Origin of the sequence: Achromobacter sp. JD417 (assembly GCF_041879325.1) — a bacterium.
In the GTDB taxonomy this organism is placed as follows: Bacteria; Pseudomonadota; Gammaproteobacteria; order Burkholderiales; family Burkholderiaceae_B; genus Achromobacter; species Achromobacter mucicolens.
Window position 1 is genome coordinate 4,958,443 of record NZ_CP087159.1, and the last position, 16,224, is coordinate 4,974,666.

18 protein-coding genes are annotated in these 16,224 nt (G+C 65.9%); 8 read left to right on the forward strand and 10 right to left on the reverse strand.

Going from position 1 to position 16,224, the window contains the following annotated elements; all coding sequences use genetic code 11:
- Positions 1-30: 30 nt before the first annotated feature.
- The gene (locus LN047_RS22985; RefSeq protein ID WP_373980276.1) at positions 31-699 is read right to left on the reverse strand and encodes an ankyrin repeat domain-containing protein; all 669 of its coding nucleotides are present in this window, start codon (positions 697-699) and stop codon (positions 31-33) included.
- Positions 700-886: 187 nt separating this feature from the next.
- Between LN047_RS22985 and LN047_RS22990 the strand changes: the two genes are divergently transcribed.
- On the forward strand, positions 887-2,230 hold the full coding sequence (locus tag LN047_RS22990) for a ParB/Srx family N-terminal domain-containing protein (protein WP_373980277.1): 1,344 nt from the start codon (positions 887-889) through the stop codon (positions 2,228-2,230).
- Between the two features lie 51 nt (positions 2,231-2,281).
- Here LN047_RS22990 and LN047_RS22995 read toward each other — a convergent pair whose 3' ends face one another.
- Positions 2,282-2,653 carry a hypothetical protein gene (locus LN047_RS22995; protein ID WP_373980278.1) on the reverse strand — a complete coding sequence of 124 codons (372 nt, stop codon included), beginning with the start codon at positions 2,651-2,653 and terminating at the stop codon, positions 2,282-2,284.
- 171 nt (positions 2,654-2,824) lie between these two features.
- On the opposite strand from LN047_RS22995, the gene gvpU reads away from it, so the two are divergent.
- Together gvpU and LN047_RS23005 are read left to right on the forward strand one after the other, a co-directional pair.
- Complete coding sequence (gene gvpU, locus LN047_RS23000; RefSeq protein WP_373980279.1) at positions 2,825-3,274, forward strand: gas vesicle accessory protein GvpU; 450 nt, start codon at positions 2,825-2,827, stop codon at positions 3,272-3,274.
- A 5-nt stretch (positions 3,275-3,279) separates the two neighbouring features.
- Positions 3,280-3,975 (forward strand): pentapeptide repeat-containing protein, encoded by a 696-nt coding sequence (locus LN047_RS23005; RefSeq protein WP_373980280.1) that lies wholly within the window; start codon positions 3,280-3,282, stop codon positions 3,973-3,975.
- Positions 3,976-4,034: 59 nt separating this feature from the next.
- Here the strand turns inward: LN047_RS23005 and LN047_RS23010 are convergent, their stop codons facing one another.
- Together LN047_RS23010 and LN047_RS23015 are read right to left on the reverse strand one after the other, a co-directional pair.
- Complete coding sequence (locus LN047_RS23010; protein ID WP_373982177.1) at positions 4,035-4,595, reverse strand: DNA-3-methyladenine glycosylase I; 561 nt, start codon at positions 4,593-4,595, stop codon at positions 4,035-4,037.
- Between the two features lie 155 nt (positions 4,596-4,750).
- Positions 4,751-5,155, reverse strand: coding sequence for a lysozyme inhibitor LprI family protein (locus LN047_RS23015; RefSeq protein ID WP_056326179.1), 405 nt, complete (start codon positions 5,153-5,155; stop codon positions 4,751-4,753).
- 131 nt (positions 5,156-5,286) lie between these two features.
- Between LN047_RS23015 and LN047_RS23020 the strand changes: the two genes are divergently transcribed.
- The gene (locus tag LN047_RS23020) at positions 5,287-6,108 is read left to right on the forward strand and encodes a metallophosphoesterase (protein WP_373980281.1); all 822 of its coding nucleotides are present in this window, start codon (positions 5,287-5,289) and stop codon (positions 6,106-6,108) included.
- Here LN047_RS23020 and LN047_RS23025 read toward each other — a convergent pair.
- The 4 genes from LN047_RS23025 to LN047_RS23040 all read right to left on the reverse strand — a co-directional run bounded on the left by LN047_RS23025 (position 6,093) and on the right by LN047_RS23040 (position 9,281).
- Positions 6,093-6,533 (reverse strand): hypothetical protein, encoded by a 441-nt coding sequence (locus LN047_RS23025; protein WP_373980282.1) that lies wholly within the window; start codon positions 6,531-6,533, stop codon positions 6,093-6,095. The two genes, LN047_RS23020 and LN047_RS23025, sit on opposite strands and share 16 nt — an antisense overlap.
- Positions 6,530-6,979 (reverse strand): hypothetical protein, encoded by a 450-nt coding sequence (locus tag LN047_RS23030; protein WP_373980283.1) that lies wholly within the window; start codon positions 6,977-6,979, stop codon positions 6,530-6,532. Before LN047_RS23030 ends, LN047_RS23025 begins: the two co-directional genes overlap by 4 nt.
- The gene (locus LN047_RS23035; RefSeq protein WP_373980284.1) at positions 6,961-8,019 is read right to left on the reverse strand and encodes a polymorphic toxin type 44 domain-containing protein; all 1,059 of its coding nucleotides are present in this window, start codon (positions 8,017-8,019) and stop codon (positions 6,961-6,963) included. Before LN047_RS23035 ends, LN047_RS23030 begins: the two co-directional genes overlap by 19 nt.
- A 212-nt stretch (positions 8,020-8,231) precedes the next feature.
- Positions 8,232-9,281, reverse strand: a complete 1,050-nt coding sequence (locus tag LN047_RS23040; RefSeq protein WP_262759811.1) for an NADP(H)-dependent aldo-keto reductase — start codon at positions 9,279-9,281, stop codon at positions 8,232-8,234.
- Between the two features lie 126 nt (positions 9,282-9,407).
- Between LN047_RS23040 and LN047_RS23045 the strand changes: the two genes are divergently transcribed.
- Entirely contained in the window at positions 9,408-10,226 is an 819-nt protein-coding gene (locus LN047_RS23045) for a hypothetical protein (protein WP_279991801.1), read from the forward strand.
- A 36-nt stretch (positions 10,227-10,262) separates the two neighbouring features.
- Here the strand turns inward: LN047_RS23045 and LN047_RS23050 are convergent, their stop codons facing one another.
- Entirely contained in the window at positions 10,263-12,899 is a 2,637-nt protein-coding gene (locus LN047_RS23050) for an excinuclease ABC subunit A (protein WP_373980285.1), read from the reverse strand.
- A gap of 264 nt (positions 12,900-13,163) precedes the next feature.
- On the opposite strand from LN047_RS23050, the gene LN047_RS23055 reads away from it, so the two are divergent.
- Positions 13,164-13,625 carry an SRPBCC family protein gene (locus tag LN047_RS23055; RefSeq protein WP_373980286.1) on the forward strand — a complete coding sequence of 154 codons (462 nt, stop codon included), beginning with the start codon at positions 13,164-13,166 and terminating at the stop codon, positions 13,623-13,625.
- Between the two features lie 166 nt (positions 13,626-13,791).
- A complete protein-coding gene (locus tag LN047_RS23060) occupies positions 13,792-14,580 on the forward strand; it encodes a hypothetical protein (protein ID WP_373980287.1) in 789 nt (262 codons plus the stop codon).
- 6 nt (positions 14,581-14,586) lie between these two features.
- On the opposite strand, the gene LN047_RS23065 is transcribed toward LN047_RS23060, so the two are convergent.
- Positions 14,587-15,351: a class II aldolase/adducin family protein gene (locus tag LN047_RS23065; protein WP_056326159.1), complete on the reverse strand. Its 765-nt coding sequence runs from the start codon at positions 15,349-15,351 to the stop codon at positions 14,587-14,589.
- Between the two features lie 167 nt (positions 15,352-15,518).
- On the opposite strand from LN047_RS23065, the gene LN047_RS23070 reads away from it, so the two are divergent.
- Positions 15,519-16,178, forward strand: a complete 660-nt coding sequence (locus tag LN047_RS23070) for a glutathione S-transferase family protein (protein WP_373980288.1) — start codon at positions 15,519-15,521, stop codon at positions 16,176-16,178.
- Positions 16,179-16,224 lie beyond the last annotated feature (46 nt).

A 16,224-nucleotide genomic window follows, 5' to 3' on the forward strand; every position in this document is an offset into this window, starting at 1 on the left:
CGGCGCCGGCCCACCTCGCCGCCCGGGCCGCTACCGCGCCCGGGCGCGCTCCAGCATCTGGACGATCTCTGTCTGCCCGCGCTGGCGGGCGTGCTGCAACGGCGTGCGGCCGTCCTTGTCCGGCAGATTCACGTCCGCGCCCCCTTCGATCAGCAGCCCCACGATGGCCTGATGACGCGGTCCGCCATCGCTCAGAATGATGGCTTCCAGCAGCCCGGTCCATCCCAAGCGGTTGACATGGTTCGGATCCACCCCGGCCTGAAGCAGGCGTTTGACGACCTCGACATGGCCCCGCTCGCAAGCAGGTATCAGCGCCGTGCCGCCGTAGCGGTTGGTGCTTTTCAGATCCGCGCCGTGCGTCAGCGTCAGTTCCAGGATCTCGCGATACCCCTGCGCGCCCGCCAATAGATAGGCGCTGTCCTGCATGCCGTTCTTGGCGTTCACATCCGCGCCGGCCTGGATCAGCGCCGCCGCGGCCGCTTCGTGGTTGCCTTGCGTGGCGCGCAGGAGCGGCGTGTTGCCCTGCCCGTCCCGCGCCTCGAGCGGCGCGCCTGCGGCCAGCAATTGGCGCACCCGCGCCGTGTCGCCCTTGCCGGACGCCTCCAGCAGGTGCGCGCCCCGGTCGTCCGCCGCCGCACCGAAGCCGATTGCACTGAGCGTCAGCGTGAAGCAGATGCGCCAGAAGTTGATGTAAGCCATTGCCGGCAGCCTCCCTGGTTTTTCCGGTATCGCGCCACGGTCCCGCGCCGGGCGCGCTGCCATTATCTCCCTGCTGCGCGCCGCGCAAGCTATGCTCGGTCAGATTCATGGTGACGTGCAATGCGCAGGAAACACGCGTCCGGCATGATCGGCCTCCCTTACTGATCGCAGCCCCCCACGAACTGTCATGCCTTCTCGTTCCCCTTCCGAGTTCTCGCCCGTACTCCGTCCGCAAACGCGCCTTGCCCGCGCCCTGGCCCTGGCGTTGCTGCCGCTGGTCCTGGCCGCCTGCAATGGCGGCGGCGACGATGACGATGACGCCGTCCAGCCGCTTGTCGCCGAAACCCCGGCGCCGCCGCAGACGCCCGCTCCGGAACCGCAACCTGAGACGCCCCCGCGCAATACGGCCTACCTGCAGACCAAGCCGGGCGACGTGATCCAGGTCCGCATCGAGGAACTGCAGCCCACCCAGGCCGCAATCGGCTATGACCAGATCTATTACAAGCTGGGCCGCTGGCAGGGCGACTTCGACCGCGCCACCTGGGCGGCCGATCCGGTGCTGCAACTGGATTACCTGAACCGCACGGTCGGCAAGAAGTTCGACGATTACTGCGAAGACGTGGGCGGCGCCGAGCGCGCGCAGAAGTTCCAGAGCATCGCCGAGGCCCGCGCCGCCCGCCTGGACCAGCCCGACACGTTCGCCTGCCTGGACGCGCCGGGCACCCACACCGCCAACCTGAAGACGGTGGTGGTGGGCTGGAACGGCAATCTGTACCTGACCGACGGCCACCACACGTTCTCGTCCCTGCGCGAGATCTTTGACGGCGGCCCCAAGCTGCCGGTGTGGGTGAAGGTCGACGCCAACTACAGCGATCTGACGACCGCGGCCGCCTTCTGGCAACGCCTGGTGGACGAGCGCCGCGCGTGGCTGCGCGACGGGCAGAATCAGCCCATCACCGTCGACCAGCTGCCCACGCGCCTGGGGCTGTCCCATGCGCAGGAACCCGGCGGCATGCAGGAAGACCGCTATCGCTCGCTGGTGTACTTCACCCGCGACATCGCCTACAGCAACGGCAACCTGCCCGAGTTCGCGGAATTCCTGTGGGGCGACTGGCTGCGCCGGCAGGCCGCGGCGGGCCAACTGCCCGGGTTGGATCGGTACAAGATGCAGGCGCCGGCCACGCCCGCCGAGATCCTGGCGGTCAGCACGCTGAACAAGGACATCCTGCCAACCGGCGCCAGCGACAGCTACGCCGCCGCCGTGCGCGATGCCTCGTTGAAGATGAGCGCGTTGAACGACACGGATATCGTGTTCGAGGACCGCGATGCCGCCAGCCTGGGCCGCATCGCGCTGGCGCCCAACGCGGCCAGCGGCTCGCCCACCAAGACCGCGCGCGACACCCTGGAAGAACTGCCGCGCAACGACGTCAAGACGTCAGACGGCAAGCCGCGCGGCGCGGGCAAGCTGTGGTTCGCGGTGAATTACCGCACCTGCGGCAAGCCGGCGGCGGGCACCTGCTGGGGATGGTGATGTGAAAAAGGCCCGCGCAAGCGGGCCTTTTCGCATTGGGCCGTCAGGACCTCAGAGCACTTCCTTCGTATTTTCGGCCTTGGCTAGCTGCTGCATTGCCAGGGACACCTTCTGGGCGACTTCCAGGCGTTCGGCGGCCGACATGGCGTCGTACTCTTCCTTGGAAATGCCCAGGCTTGCCAAGGCCGCGTAGAACATCTTGTCCTCGATCGACATCGCGGCGTAGTCCATGAACTCCTGCTCGGCCTGCGACGGCGCGGATTGCGAGGTGCCCGAGACGCCACGGCCCATGGCCGAACGGTTGCGCTCGGTGGCGTCGGCGAACGCCGCGCGAAAGCCCTCGCCGGCAGTGGCGTTGGCGTTGCGGGCGGACGCGGGTTGGCCGGCGCCGGCATTGATACCCAGGAAATTCACGCTGCTCATGGAGGCTCCAAAGGGAATGGCGGTCAGGGTGACAACATACTCCCCGCCCGCGACGCCGGAAGGCCCGGTCAGGCGCCCGATCGGCCCGCTTCTCGCGGGATTGCCGCGCGACCATTTTCAGCGTCCTTCGAGTATCTTGTGCCTCTTGCAAACCTTTCAGAGACCCCTCTCATGAGCATCGACACCTCCGCCGCCAGCCAGCCTGCTGCCGCCGCACCCGCCGCGGACGCCTTCCTGCAGTTCCTGGTCAACCTGGTCAACAACGGCAGCCAGATCGAAAGCATTGGCGTGACCTTGCAGATGGGCGGCATGCTGGTGTCCGGCTCGATCGTCTCGGGCGCCGAGTACTTCGACACCTTCGCCGCCAGCTTTTCGGGCTCGCTGGCGTCGATGGACGATGACACGCGCCAGACCGTGCACGCTTCGCTGGCCGAGCTGGGCGATGTGTTCCGCCTGCCGCAGCCCGTCGACCCGCTGCCCAACTACATCCACCTGGCCGACGCGCTGTTCTTCACCGCTGACGGCACGCCCATTGCGGGACAGCCGACCCTGTGGCGCGGCCGCACCAGCGCCGTGGACGGATTCATCCTGGGCCGCATGCAGTCCGACGCGTCGGCCTGATCCGCATGACGCAAACCGTACCGCCACCGATCGAAGGCCAGGACACCGACCGCAAGACGATGCTGGCCCTGATCGAGGCTGCCCCGGGCGTCCCGCTGTCATTCGTCGATTGCGACTTCCAGGAGGCGGACTTTTCGCGCCTGGACCTGCGCGGCTTTCAATTCAGCGGCTGCGCGATCGCCGGCGCCTCGTTCCAAGGTGCAGACCTGACCGACACGCAATGGCTGCGCTGCCGGGGCGGGTCGGCCAATTTCGCCTCGGCCGACGCCAGCGAGGCCTCCTTCCAGAACTGCGACCTGAACAATGCCAACTGGCGCCGTGCGCGGCTGGCCAGCGCGCGCTTGCGGGCATGCAAGCTGACGGGTTCGGATTTCGATGGCATCGCGTGCCTGGGGTGGTCGCTCGAGGAATGCCTGCTGGTCGGCGACCTTCTGCGCGGCGTGTCGTTTCGCAAGTGCAACCTTCTCCAGCTCGATTTCTCGGACGCGGACCTATCGGGCAGCGATTTCCGCGAGACGGTCTTTCACGGCGGCAGCCTGCGCAACGCCACCCTGAAAAACGTTCACTTCGAAGGCGCGGACCTGCGCGAGGCCGATCTGGGCGGTCTGGACCTGTCGGCCGCCGCGCGGCTGGCGGGCGCCACCATCTCCAAGACCCAGGCGGCGGCGCTGCTGGCTGAACTGCGGATCAGCGTGGTCTGACGCCTTTCCGGTGCACCGCGCGCCTGCGCGGGCGCGGGCCGGCGTTGCGGCGCGTTGATTCAGCCGGGTCGCCGGAAGCGCGCCCGCGCCGCCTCGATCTGGGCGTGGCAGATGCAGCCGCTCATGTGCTCGTTCACCATCCCGACGGCCTGCATGAAGGCGTGGATGGTGGTTGGCCCGACGAACGTCCAGCCGCGCCGCTTTAGCGCGCGCGAGAGTTCGATCGACGCCTTGGAGGTGGGATTGTTGTCCCAGTAGTGCCGGTCCACGGCCGCCGGACGCGTCTGCGGCTGCGGCTCGTGCGACCATAGCCAGCCGGCGAGCGACCCGGTTTCATCGGCCAGTTCGCGCGCGCGCTGCGCGTTGTTGATGGCCGACACGATCTTGGCGCGGTTGCGCACGATGGCGGCATTGCCCATCAGGCGCTCCACGTCGCGCTCGGTATAGCGCGCCACGCGTTCCATGTCGAAATCGTCGAACGCCTCGCGAAACGCCTCGCGCTTGCGCAGGATGGTGATCCACGCCATGCCGGCCTGAAAGCCTTCCAGGCAGATCTTTTCGAACAGCCGCCGGTCGTCCGCCACGGGCCGGCCCCATTCATGATCGTGATAGTCCGGCATGGACGGCTGCCAGAAGCAGCGCGGCACGCCGTGCTCGTCGACGATCAGGCCAGGATCGGGGCTGCCGGGGTCCGGGCTGCCGGCGTCTGAGCTAGCGGCGTCCGGGCTGCCGGCGGCCGGCTTGCGCTGATCCCCGCCAGCCTGCCTGGCGGCGCTCATGGCTTGCGGGGCACCGGGCAGCTGGTGTCGCCTTCCTCGCACGCGAGGTACGCGCGCAACTCCTTCGTGCGAGCCTGCGTGAGCTTATCCAGGCACTGGCTCAACACCATCGGATACGCGCTGCCGCCCGTAACGCCTGCTGACGAAAACGCGCATTCGGCATCGCGAAAGAACAGCCACGCCTTCTGCGCGGCCTGCAATTGCGTCAAGGCAGCCTTGCTGTCTTTCAGACGCTCGGTCACTTCCTTGTACGCGGCGTTCAAGTCGGCGTCGGACTTGCGATAGGCCTGGTCCGCGCACAGGTTCATGTCGGTCTGGGTCGAGGCCTGGTCACACTTGAGCACTTGGGCCTGCGCCCCCGCTGCAAGCAGAAGCGCTGCGGCGGCAAACACGATACGCATGGGATTTCCTCCTGTATCCGGTGGGTGGTGGGTTTGGGTGATTGCCGTGGGGTCGGCAAATGCTTGGGGGAAAGTGTCGCACGGATGCCGGTCCGGCGCAGCGCGTCCGCTCGTCGCCTAAGATAGGGCCCATGAAGATCCAATTGCTTTCCGATTTGCATCTTGAAACCGATCCCACCTTCGTGGCACAACCTTCGCCCGGGGCCGACCTGCTGGTACTGGCCGGCGACATCGGTTCGTATCGCCAGGGCTCACGCCTGGAGCGGGACGACTTCGGCCTGGGCGACTATTCACCCCGCCAAGGCTGGCCCACGCCTGTTCTCTTCGTGCCGGGCAACCACGAATACGACAACGTGGATTTCGACGAGACGCATGAGCGCCTGCGCGACCTGTGCGAGACCCTGGGCATCCAATGGCTGGAACGGGAGACCACGGTGATCGGCGGCGTTCGGTTCGTGGGCACGACGCTGTGGACGGACTTCGACGCGCTTGCCGCGCTGGACGACGCGCTGGGGGAAGTCCTGAAAAAACGCGCCAAGGCTTTCCGGGCCGCGGACTTCTATCTGGAAAAGGCCGAAATGCGCCGCCACGGCGCCCCCTTCATGGCCGAACAAATGCGCGAGCAGGGTCTGGCCTGCCAACAATGGCTGGACGCCGCGTTGCGCGTGCCCTTCGACGGCACAACGGTAGCGATCACGCACTTTGCACCCACGCTAGCCAGCGCCGATCCGCGCTACGGGGTCACGCCGGGGACAGCGGGATTCTGCAACGCGCTGGACGGGTTGCTGCCGCTGGCTGACGTGTGGATACACGGACATCTGCACTGTCCGCAGGACTACGTGAAGGACGGCTGCCGGGTGATTGCGAATCCGCTGGGGTATGCAAAGAAGGGGGAACAGGAGGGCTTCGCGCCGGGGAAGTTGTGGGAAGTGCCGGCCTATCGCCGGCCGTGATCGGCAATATTGCAGGGCTCAATTGGCGACGTGAACCGCGCGAAATACGCGTGCCTTGTCTGGGCGCTGAACCGTGCTTGCGCATCGATGCACACATCGACGCAACTGAACTTGCCGTGGATTTGCTGACTTTTGAGATGGACGGATGGCGTGCTTACATCAATCCATGAATTTGGCGACGCGAACATCGCGGTCGGAAAGATGATTGACTCGCCGGGATGCATGATCTCCCGTCTGATGCGATCGTTGTCATTGAAGTAAACCAGCACCGGCGCTTCGGCGTCTTGCGCGTAGTGAACGACTACAGGAGGCGCCAGAAAACCCCAAAGGATAAGACTCGCGCATAGCGTTGCCAATAAAGCACACAGGGCGGCACATAGCTTCAGAAGAACGCGCCCCGGGTAACCGGCGCTAATCGCCTTCATCTACCCGGACTACCGTTGTCGTTCGGTTCGTGCGCCGTAGGCTCGCAGGGTTCGCTTGGCTCGCTGAACCGCGCAAAAAAGCCATGTCGAATGGCGGTTCGTTGTACCTTCGCATCCGGACCCACGTACACATCCACTCGGCTGAACGGGCCGTTTACTTCCACATAATCCCCGCTTTCCGCTGGCAAGCTGACCGAGGTCCAGTAGTCGGAAGCGTGATGCCAATCGGTGTAATACATCGCCGACTCACCGGGGTGTAGCGTTCTTCTAGCGAGGTACACGTCGGTATCGTAGACATAGCCGATTGGGGAACCTGCCGCAGCCGAATAGTGAATAACCACGACCGGTCGGCAAAAATACCAAAACAGCGTCAGCGCGCAAAACAATCCTGCCACCGTGGCGCAGCCGATCTGGATAGGCCCGGTTTTCATCGCGGGCCACGACAATCATGCAGTTTCTTGGCCCGATCCCTACCTTTCCCCCAGGGTACGGGCACTGCCGCAACACGATCCAGCAAAACGCCCACCGTCATCGCATGTGGCTTTACTTGCTCGTACAGATCCGTGCCAAGCTTGATAGAAATGTGATCGGGAACGTCATCGGCGCTGGCAGGCCATGAACCGTTTTCCGGGTGATGCTGCTGCGGATCACCTCTTCTGAAGTCATCTAACGCCTGCGCGATACCAGCGCCATTGATCAATTCCGCCGCGCTGAAACCAACAGCCGCACCCACATAGCCATAGTGAATGTTGGACCAAATGTCGTAGAAGTAATCATGATCCTTGTACTTGTGCCAGCGCGGGTGAATTTCGCCGAGGAACCGCTCTCGCAACACCGGCTTGTGGTCCCACGGCCGCCCGGGCGCGACCCTTTCTGTCCATAACCCATATGCAGCCGCCTTTCGCGCTGCGGCGGCTGCCTCGAAGTCGGGTGGCGCCCCCAGACGCAGGTACCACGGCCACTTCTGCCACTGCGCACGGCGGGCTTGAGGATCCTCGCTGTTCGCCGCGAGAATCGCCCTGCCCTCGATGGAAAATGGATTGGTCTTCATTTCACGGACCATGTATTCAGCCAGCGGCACTGCCGTGTCGGTGTGATTGCATATGGCTGGCCGCAGTGATTGCGCGTACTGCTGGAATCGCCCAGTCGCGCCGGCTGAGACGCCCTTCGACAAACCGATTCCGTAGCCAACATCGCGAAAGATCCCGCCCGGCCCGGGATCCACCCGCGCGAATCCTTGGCTCGCAATCAACGCAGCACCGCAGGCGGTCTTCATCCCCTCCAGGGCAACCAGGCTGTCGTCGACGGCGAAGCTAGGTGCGCCCTCGATGATTGGAAATGCGCCATTGCATTTCGGGCAGTCCACGTTATGACCGAGACCGGCCGCCGCTCGGCCGTCGATGGAGTAGGACGAAAATCCCTCGATCACCGTGCCGCCATGGGTGGTCTTGTCGCCTACACGAATGATCGGGCGCCCTGTCATCATGGCTCCTGGCAATTGCTGATGCACCGGAGTTTGAGCGCCGAAGAATGCGGCTTGAATCAGATAAACACGAAAATCGCCTGACGCATTGGCATCCCGTCATGCAAAGCAAAAAGCCCACCGCTTTCGCGAGTGAGCTTTTGCAAGTAGACCGCTACAGAGATCAATAGCGTCCGATCAGGGCATTGAGTTCATCCTGCGCTGCACGCCTCGCCTCAGGGCGCCGGATTCGGATGCCGCGCGTGGATCTGGTTGATCGCGTCCAGCACGTCCGCCGGCAAGGTCACGTCGACGCTGTCGATGTTTTCCTTGAGCTGTTCCAGCGACGTCGCGCCGATCAGGTTGCTGGTGACGAAGGGGCGCTGGTTGACCCACGCGAGCGCCAGGTGCGTCGGCGAGATGCCGTGTGCGCGGGCCAGTTCCACGTATTCTCGCGTGGCGGCTTCGGCCTGGGGGTTGCTGTAGCGGGTAAAGCGCGAGAAGACCGTCAGGCGGGCGCCGGCCGGCTTGGCGCCGTCCAGGTACTTGCCGCAGAGCATGCCCATCGCCAGCGGCGAGTACGCAAGCAGGCCCACGCCTTCGTGGTGCGTGAATTCCGACAGGCCGATCTCAAACACGCGGTTCAGGAGGCTGTACGCGTTCTGGATCGAGGCGATGCGCGGCAGGTTCTGGTTTTCGGCGTGGCGCAGGAACTGGCTGACGCCCCACGGCGTTTCGTTTGACACGCCCACGTGACGCACCTTGCCGGCGCGCACGAAGTCCTGCAGCACGGACAGGGTTTCCTCGATCGGCACGGTGTGCTCGTCTTCGACCCACGGGTAGTTCAGCTGGCCGAACGTGGCCGTGGTGCGGTCGGGCCAGTGGAGCTGATACAGGTCCAGGTAGTCCGTCTGCAGCCGCTTCAGGCTGGCGTCCAGCGCCTCGGTCAGGTTCTTGCGGTCCAGGAAGGTCTTGCCGTCGCGGATGTGGCCGGGACGCTTGGGGTCGCGCACGGGGCCGGCGACCTTGCTGGCCAGCACGATGTCGTTGCGGCGGCCCGTCTTGGCCAGCCACGTGCCGATGTAGGTTTCGGTCAGGCCCTGCGTTTCGGGCTTGGGCGGCACCGGGTACATTTCGGCCACGTCGACCAGGTTGACGCCGCGCTCCAGCGCGTAGTCCAGTTGTTCGTGCGCCTGCGCTTCAGTGTTCTGCTCGCCCCAGGTCATGGTGCCCAGCCCGATCAGGCTGACGTCCAGGTCGGTACGGCCGAGTTTGCGGTATTTCAAGTTCTGCTCCGTGCGGGGTCTTCAAGTTGGGAAGCGACACCTTACTCCAAGATGTTGGCATTTCGCTGACGGGCGGGGCGTCAGGGCCACGCCCGATTGCCGCCGCCGCGCAATCGGCTTACGCTGATGCGCACATCCAAACCGGGGGAAGACGGCATGCTGCGGGAAGTTGACGAAGTCATCATCTTTTTCGTCGTGCTCATCATTTTCCTGGCCGTCATCGAGCTTGCCTACCGGCTCGGCCGCCGGCTGCGCAAGCCGGCCGACGAGGCCGCCAAGACACACATCACCGCGCTTCAGACCGCGCTGCTGGGCCTGTTGGCCCTGCTGCTTGGGTTTACGTTCGCCATGTCGGTCACGCGTTTCGAGACGCGCAAGAACCTGGTGCTGGAAGAGGCCAACGCCATCGGCAACGCCTATTGGCGATCGCAGCTCATTCCCGCCGAACACCGGCCTGCGGTGGCCAAGATGCTGCATGAATACGCATCGGCGTCGCTGGACTACCACCTGGCCGATCAGGATTCGCCGCGCTTTGCCGCCGCCAACGCCACCGCGCGCCGCATCGAACGCCAGATCCGGGCGGCGGTCGCGGCCCGGGCAGAGAACCCGCCGACCATCTCCACCATCATGTTCATCCAGGCCATCAACGAGATGGCGCAGATCAACGAGAAGCGGCGCGTTGCGCTGGAAAACCACGTGCCGGAGCCGGTGTACTACCTGCTCTTCATCGTGGCCGCCGGTTCGATGGCCTACATCGCCTACGGCACTGGCCTATACGGACGGCGGCGGCCCGTGTCGACCGGCATGTTCGCCGCGCTGATCGCGCTGGTGCTGACCTTCATCCTGGACATCGACCAACCGATCGGCGGCTTGATCGAGGTGGGCCAGGAAAGCATGGAGCGCATGCGTGACACGCTGGCCGACGAAATGCGGCAGCAGCCCTAGCCGCGTTCAGGACCGGTAGATGAACGCCTTGTTTCCTCAATCAAAGAACGGGCGCAGAAACTGCGCCGTGACGCCGGCGTTGCCGCGGCTGACGGCCTGCGGCGTGCCGGCCGCCACGATCGCGCCGCCCGCCTCGCCGGCGCCGGGTCCGACGTCCAGCATCCAGTCGCTGCCCGCCACCACGCGCAGGTCGTGTTCCACCACGACCACGGTGTTGCCGGCGTCGACCAGGCCGTGCAATTGCGTCATCAGTTTGTCCACATCCGCCGCGTGCAGGCCCGTGGTGGGCTCGTCCAGGACGTACAGCGTGTTGCCGCGCTGGCTGCGTTGCAGCTCGGTCGCCAGCTTGATGCGCTGCGCCTCGCCGCCGGACAGTTCCGTGGCGGGCTGGCCCAGGCGCAGATAGCCCAGTCCGATTTCAGAGAGCAGTGTCAGGGGACGCGACACGACGGCCTCGTCCTTGAAGAACGCGCGCGCCTCGTCCACGGTCATGTCCAGCACCTGCGCGATGTTGCGGCCATTCCATTCGACTTCGAGCGTCTTGGCGTTGTAGCGGCTGCCGTGGCACGTGGGGCACGGCGCATACACGCTGGGCATGAACAGCAATTCGACGTGGACGAAGCCTTCGCCCTCGCAGGTCTCGCAGCGCCCTTGCGCGACGTTGAAGGAAAAGCGGCCGGCGCCGTAACGCCGCGACCGGGCGGCCTTGGTGCCGGCAAACAGCTTGCGCACGTGGTCAAAGAGGCCGGTATACGTGGCGAGGTTGGACCGCGGCGTGCGGCCGATGGGCTTCTGGTCCACATTGACCAGCCGCTTGATGGCTTGCGCGCCGGCATGGATGCGGCCCGTCGTGCGCGGCAGGTTGCCGGGCTGCGGCAGGTCGCTGTCCGATTCCTCGGCGGGCAGCTCCTGGCCCAGATGTTCGCCCACCAGTTCGACCAGCGCCTGGCTGACCAGACTGGATTTGCCTGACCCGGACACACCCGTCACCGCCGTGAACGCCCCCAGCGGAAAGCGCGCGTCCACGCCATGCAGGTTGTTGCGGTGGATGCCGCGCAGCTCAAGCCACGCGGTGGGCTCGCGCGGCGTGCGCCGGCTGGCGGGCCGGGCATCGAACAGATACTTGGCCGTGACCGATTCCTTGACCTTGCGCAGGCCGTCTGGCGGACCGCTGTACAGCACCTGTCCGCCATGCTGGCCCGCGCCGGGCCCCACGTCCACCAGCCAATCGGCGCGGCGCAGCGTATCCAGGTCGTGCTCCACGACGAAGAGCGTGTTGCCGCCCGCCTTGAGCTGGTCCAGCGCGCGGTGCAGCGCCTGGCCATCCGCGGGGTGCAGGCCCGCCGAGGGCTCGTCCAGCACGTACACCACGCCAAAGAGGTTGGAGCGGATCTGCGTGGCCAGGCGCAAGCGCTGCAATTCGCCGGGCGACAGCGTCGGCGTGGACCGGTCCATCGCCAGATAGCCCAGGCCCAGCGCCTGCAGCGTGCCGATGCGCTCGACCAGGTCGTGCGCGATGCGCTGCGCGGCAATGCGTTTCTCGGGCGATGCGTCCGGCGTGCGGCGCACGTCGCTGCTGCCCGCATGCGACAGCCCGCCCGCCGCCACGCGCCGCGCGTTGGCGCGCACCCCGGCAGCCTTGCTGCGGGTCGTGCCGGCCTTCCCGGCCACGTCGTCGAAGCGGCCTTCGGCGGCGGGCGTCAGGATCTCGGCGATGCGGGCCAGCGGCAGTTGAGACAGGCTGCCGATGTCCAGGCCCGCAAAGGTCACTGACAACGCCTCGCGTTTCAGACGCCGGCCGCCGCATTCCGGGCAGGGCGCGCCGGTCATGAAGCGGGCCACGCGCTTTTTCATCATGGCGCTTTGCGTGGTGGCGAACGTGTGCATGACGTACCGGCGCGCGCCGGTGTAGGTGCCCATGTAACTGGGCTCGGCCTTGCGGCGCAGCGCGGCGCGCGTCTCGGCGGGCGTGAAGCCGGCGTAGACGGGCACGGTCGGCTGCTCGTCGGTGTACAGGATCCAGTCGCGATCCTTCTTGGGCAGGTCGCGCCACGGCTTGTCCACGTCGTAGCCCAGCGTCACCAGGATGTCGCGCAGGTTCTGCCCGTGCCAGGCGGGCGGCCACGAGGCAATGGCCCGCTCGCGAATGGACAGCGACGGGTCCGGCACCATGGACGCCTCGGTCACGTCGTACACATAGCCCAGGCCGTGGCAGTGCGGGCAGGCGCCCTGCGGCGTGTTCGGCGAAAAGTCCTCGGCGTACAGCATGGGCTGGCGCGCGGGATACGTGCCGGCACGCGAGTACAGCATGCGCAGCATGCTCGACAGGGTCGTCACGCTGCCCACCGTGGAGCGCACGTTGGGCGTGCCGCGCTGCTGCTGCAATGCCACCGCGGGCGGCAGGCCGTCGATGGCGTCGACGTCGGGCACGCCCACCTGATCGATCAGGCGGCGGGCGTATGGCGACAGCGATTCCAGGTAGCGGCGCTGCGCTTCGGCATACAGGGTGCCGAACGCGAGCGAGGATTTGCCCGACCCGGACACGCCGGCGAACACGACGAGCGCGTCGCGCGGGATGCTGACGTCGACGTTCTTCAGATTGTGTTCCCGCGCGCCTCGCACGCGGATGCAGGCATCGGGGCCCGGCTTCGAAGGTGTCTTGCGCTGGCTCATGGCCCAAATAGTAATAGACCGAAGATCGAGCCGGGCGTGATCGACCTGGAACTTGCTGGCGGCCGCCATCCCTTGAACACCGGCCTGCAGGATGCCTTCAATCTGGGCAGGAAGCTGGTGCTGGCCTGACAGGGGCGTGGTTCGCCGGCCTGATGGGAAAGCCCATCGCGACCTAGGGAAATCCCCAGCAAATTGCTTGTCGATCCGGGTGTTGGCGGTTCGTCGTAGTCATGCACCCACCCTCACTTCAAGGCGGACTACACCATGACTACCGGAACCGTACGACACCTTCGCGTCCTGCGCACCCCCCCCGAACGCGTCTATCGCGCCTTCATCGAGCCCGATGCGATAGCCAAGTGGCTTCCGCCCTATGGCTACACCTGCTCGGTCCAGGAACTGGACGCGCGCGTGGGCGGCCGCCACAGGATGGCCTTCCACAACTTTGCCACCGGCCATGAAGAGCCGTTCGGCGGTGAGTACCTGGAGCTGGTTCCGGGCGAAAAGATCCGCTATACGGACCGCTTCAACGATCCCAACCTGCCGGGCGAGATGACCACCACCGTCACCCTGCGGCAAGTGTCGTGCGGCACGGAATTGGTCATCGTTCAGGAAGGCATACCCGAGGTCATCCCGACCGAGATGTGCTACCTGGGCTGGCAGGAGTCGCTGCTGCAACTGGCGCAGCTGGTCGAGTCCGATGTGCCCGACGGCCCCGTGCGCGACTGACGCCGCCGCAGCGGGCGGCGTCCACTCCGATACGTTTGTTCATGTTTTGACACCATCAGGCCGCGCGTAACGGTGCGACTGCCTACAAAATGTGGCGCGCCCCCGGAGGGCGTGGCGCGGGGCCGTAACATACGGCCCCGCGCGCATCCCACAAGAAGGAAGAATCGTGTCGAAAGTGCTTGCCCTGCTGCTTTGCACCGCCCTGCCCGCCGCGGCAATGGCCGCCCCCGATACCGAGCCCTTGAAGCTCAACGCGGACAACAAGCTGTATTGCAACGCCCAGACCGACTGGTGCGTGGGCATCAAAACGGATGGCGCGTTCGGCGAAAACGGTCCCTTTGCCACCAGCAGGACCCTGCGCGCCGACTACCGGTTCTGGGACTCGCCCGAGATCCCGGACTTCAAGGATTTCACGGTATGGCCGGAACTGATCCGGCTTAGCGAAGAACGGGCGCTGGTGGGCGTGGTCGGTCCGGCCGAGCCGGACTTCGAGGCGTCCACGCCGTTCTCGGGCGGCGGCTTCTCGCGCCGCGACCTGTATCTGTACGACGTCAACCTGGGCGAACAGACCGGCGCCAGCCTGGTGCTCGTCATGCCGTACACGGCCGACGCGTCGATCCGCGCGTGCTTCAACGAGGCCGACCAGCAAAAGCGGGCCGGCCAGTGCAGCGACATCTACGCGTTCAAGGCGTCGCTGAAGGCCGTGCCGGGCAAGGAACTGCCCGATCTGCAGGTCAAGACGCAGGCGACGCGCTCGCCTGCGGGCGCCAGCCGCTTTGAAGATTCCAGCACGCGTCCCGCGCTGACCCCGGCCCAGCTTGCGCCGCAGACCGACAGCCAGTGCAGCTACACCGTGACCTACGCGTGGCAACCGGGCACATCGTCCTACGAGCCGTCCAAGCCGCTGCCTGACTGCACGGAATTCCTGTCCGCCGACCCGACCGCGAAAAAATAGGCGCGCTTACTCGGCATACCCCGGATTGCGCCGGTCCAGCCGGCGCAGCAGGCCCGGCCACGCAAGTTGGGCCTTGCGGGCACGGTCGGCGGGCGATTCCACCGCCGCGCGCGCCAGGATGTCGGCCGGAATGTGGGTCAGTTCGCCGCCCGCCTGCGCGCGCACCTGCACCATGCAGGCCGCTTCCAGGCGGTGCATGGCCTGGAAGGCTTCCGCCATGCTCTGGCCGACGGTCAAGAGGCCGTGATTGCGCAGGATGAGGTAGTTGTTGGCGCCCAGGTCGCGCACCAGGCGCGGCTGCTCGTCGGGGTTGAGCGCCAGGCCCTCGTAGTCGTGATAGCTGAGCGAGCGCAGCACGATGAACGCAAATTGCGATAGCGGCAACAGGCCGGCTTTCTGGGCCGACACGGCCACCCCGTTGATCGAATGCGTGTGCAGCACGCACATCGCGTCCTTGCGGGCCGCATGGATACAGCTATGGATGGTGAAGCCCGCGGGGTTGATGTCGTATTCGGACTCCATCACCTTGTTGCCGTGCAGGTCGATCTTGACCAGGCTGGACGCGGTGATTTCGTCGAACATCATGCCGTAGGGATTGATGAGGAAATGCTCCGTGCCCGGCACCTTGGCCGTGATGTGCGTGAAGATCAGATCGTCCCACCCAAAAAGCGCCACCAGCCGGTACAGCGCCGCCAGATCCTTGCGGACCTGCCATTCCGTTTCGCCGACCTGTTCGCGCACGCTGGCGCCCTGCTTGCCTGCCGTATCCATCCTGTCTCCGTATTGTTGGTGTCTGCCCGAGGCCACTGCCCCGGGATCCGTCATGCACTGTATTCCTTTTCGCGCGCAACGCGCAGCGCGGCGCGGGACACGCGTCCGTCTGGTGAAACAGCCTCGGACCCATTAACCTGTGAGCCACGCCCCAGGAGACGTCGAGCATGCTGCCTGCACTTTACGGTCATCCCTTTTCCTCGTACACCCAGAAGGTGCTCGTCGCGCTGTACGAAAACGCGACGCCCTTCGAATTTCGCGGCATCGGGCCGGACTCGCCCCAGCATGGCGCCGACTGGCTGCAGCGCTGGCCGCTGCGCAAGTTTCCGCTGCTGGTGGACGGCGGCCGCAACATCGCCGAATCCAGCATCATCATCGAATACCTGCAGCTCGCCCACCCCGGGCCGGTCCGGCTGATTCCCGACGACCCGATGGCCGCGCTGGACGTGCGCTTTCTGGACCGCTACTTCGACCTGCACGTCATGTTCTGGATGCAGCACGCGGTCAACGGCGCGCTGACCGGCGACGCCGCCAAGCGCGACGAGGCGCTGGCGCTGACCGCGCAGAAGCTGGAACCGGCGTACGCCTGGATCGACGCGCTCCTGGCCACGCGTACGTGGGCTGCGGGCAACGACTTCACCCTGGCGGACTGCGCGGCGGCGCCCGCGCTCTTCTACGCCGATTGGACGCATCCGATCGCCGATGCCTATCCGCACCTGCGGGCCTACCGCGCCCGGCTGCTGGCGCGGCCGTCTTTCGCGCGGGCGGTCGACGAAGCCCGGCAGTACCGGCCGCTGTTTCCGCTGGGCGCGCCCGACCGCGACTGAAAACGCCGCGCCCCCCGCGGCAACATGCGAGAATCCCCGCCATTCC

Coding starts and splice junctions, on each gene's coding strand:
- gvpU (WP_373980279.1), top strand. CDS start 2,825: ATGAGCATCGACACCTCCGCCGCCAGCCAGCCTGCTGCCGCCGCACCC.
- LN047_RS23005 (WP_373980280.1), top strand. CDS start 3,280: ATGACGCAAACCGTACCGCCACCGATCGAAGGCCAGGACACCGACCGC.
- LN047_RS23035 (WP_373980284.1), bottom strand. CDS start 8,019: ATGATGACAGGGCGCCCGATCATTCGTGTAGGCGACAAGACCACCCAT.
- LN047_RS23050 (WP_373980285.1), bottom strand. CDS start 12,899: ATGAGCCAGCGCAAGACACCTTCGAAGCCGGGCCCCGATGCCTGCATC.
- LN047_RS23020 (WP_373980281.1), top strand. CDS start 5,287: ATGAAGATCCAATTGCTTTCCGATTTGCATCTTGAAACCGATCCCACC.
- LN047_RS22990 (WP_373980277.1), top strand. CDS start 887: ATGCCTTCTCGTTCCCCTTCCGAGTTCTCGCCCGTACTCCGTCCGCAA.
- LN047_RS22995 (WP_373980278.1), bottom strand. CDS start 2,653: ATGAGCAGCGTGAATTTCCTGGGTATCAATGCCGGCGCCGGCCAACCC.
- LN047_RS23025 (WP_373980282.1), bottom strand. CDS start 6,533: ATGAAGGCGATTAGCGCCGGTTACCCGGGGCGCGTTCTTCTGAAGCTA.
- LN047_RS23010 (WP_373982177.1), bottom strand. CDS start 4,595: ATGCCGGACTATCACGATCATGAATGGGGCCGGCCCGTGGCGGACGAC.
- LN047_RS23015 (WP_056326179.1), bottom strand. CDS start 5,155: ATGCGTATCGTGTTTGCCGCCGCAGCGCTTCTGCTTGCAGCGGGGGCG.
- LN047_RS22985 (WP_373980276.1), bottom strand. CDS start 699: ATGGCTTACATCAACTTCTGGCGCATCTGCTTCACGCTGACGCTCAGT.
- LN047_RS23070 (WP_373980288.1), top strand. CDS start 15,519: ATGCTGCCTGCACTTTACGGTCATCCCTTTTCCTCGTACACCCAGAAG.
- LN047_RS23065 (WP_056326159.1), bottom strand. CDS start 15,351: ATGGATACGGCAGGCAAGCAGGGCGCCAGCGTGCGCGAACAGGTCGGC.
- LN047_RS23055 (WP_373980286.1), top strand. CDS start 13,164: ATGACTACCGGAACCGTACGACACCTTCGCGTCCTGCGCACCCCCCCC.
- LN047_RS23045 (WP_279991801.1), top strand. CDS start 9,408: ATGCGCACATCCAAACCGGGGGAAGACGGCATGCTGCGGGAAGTTGAC.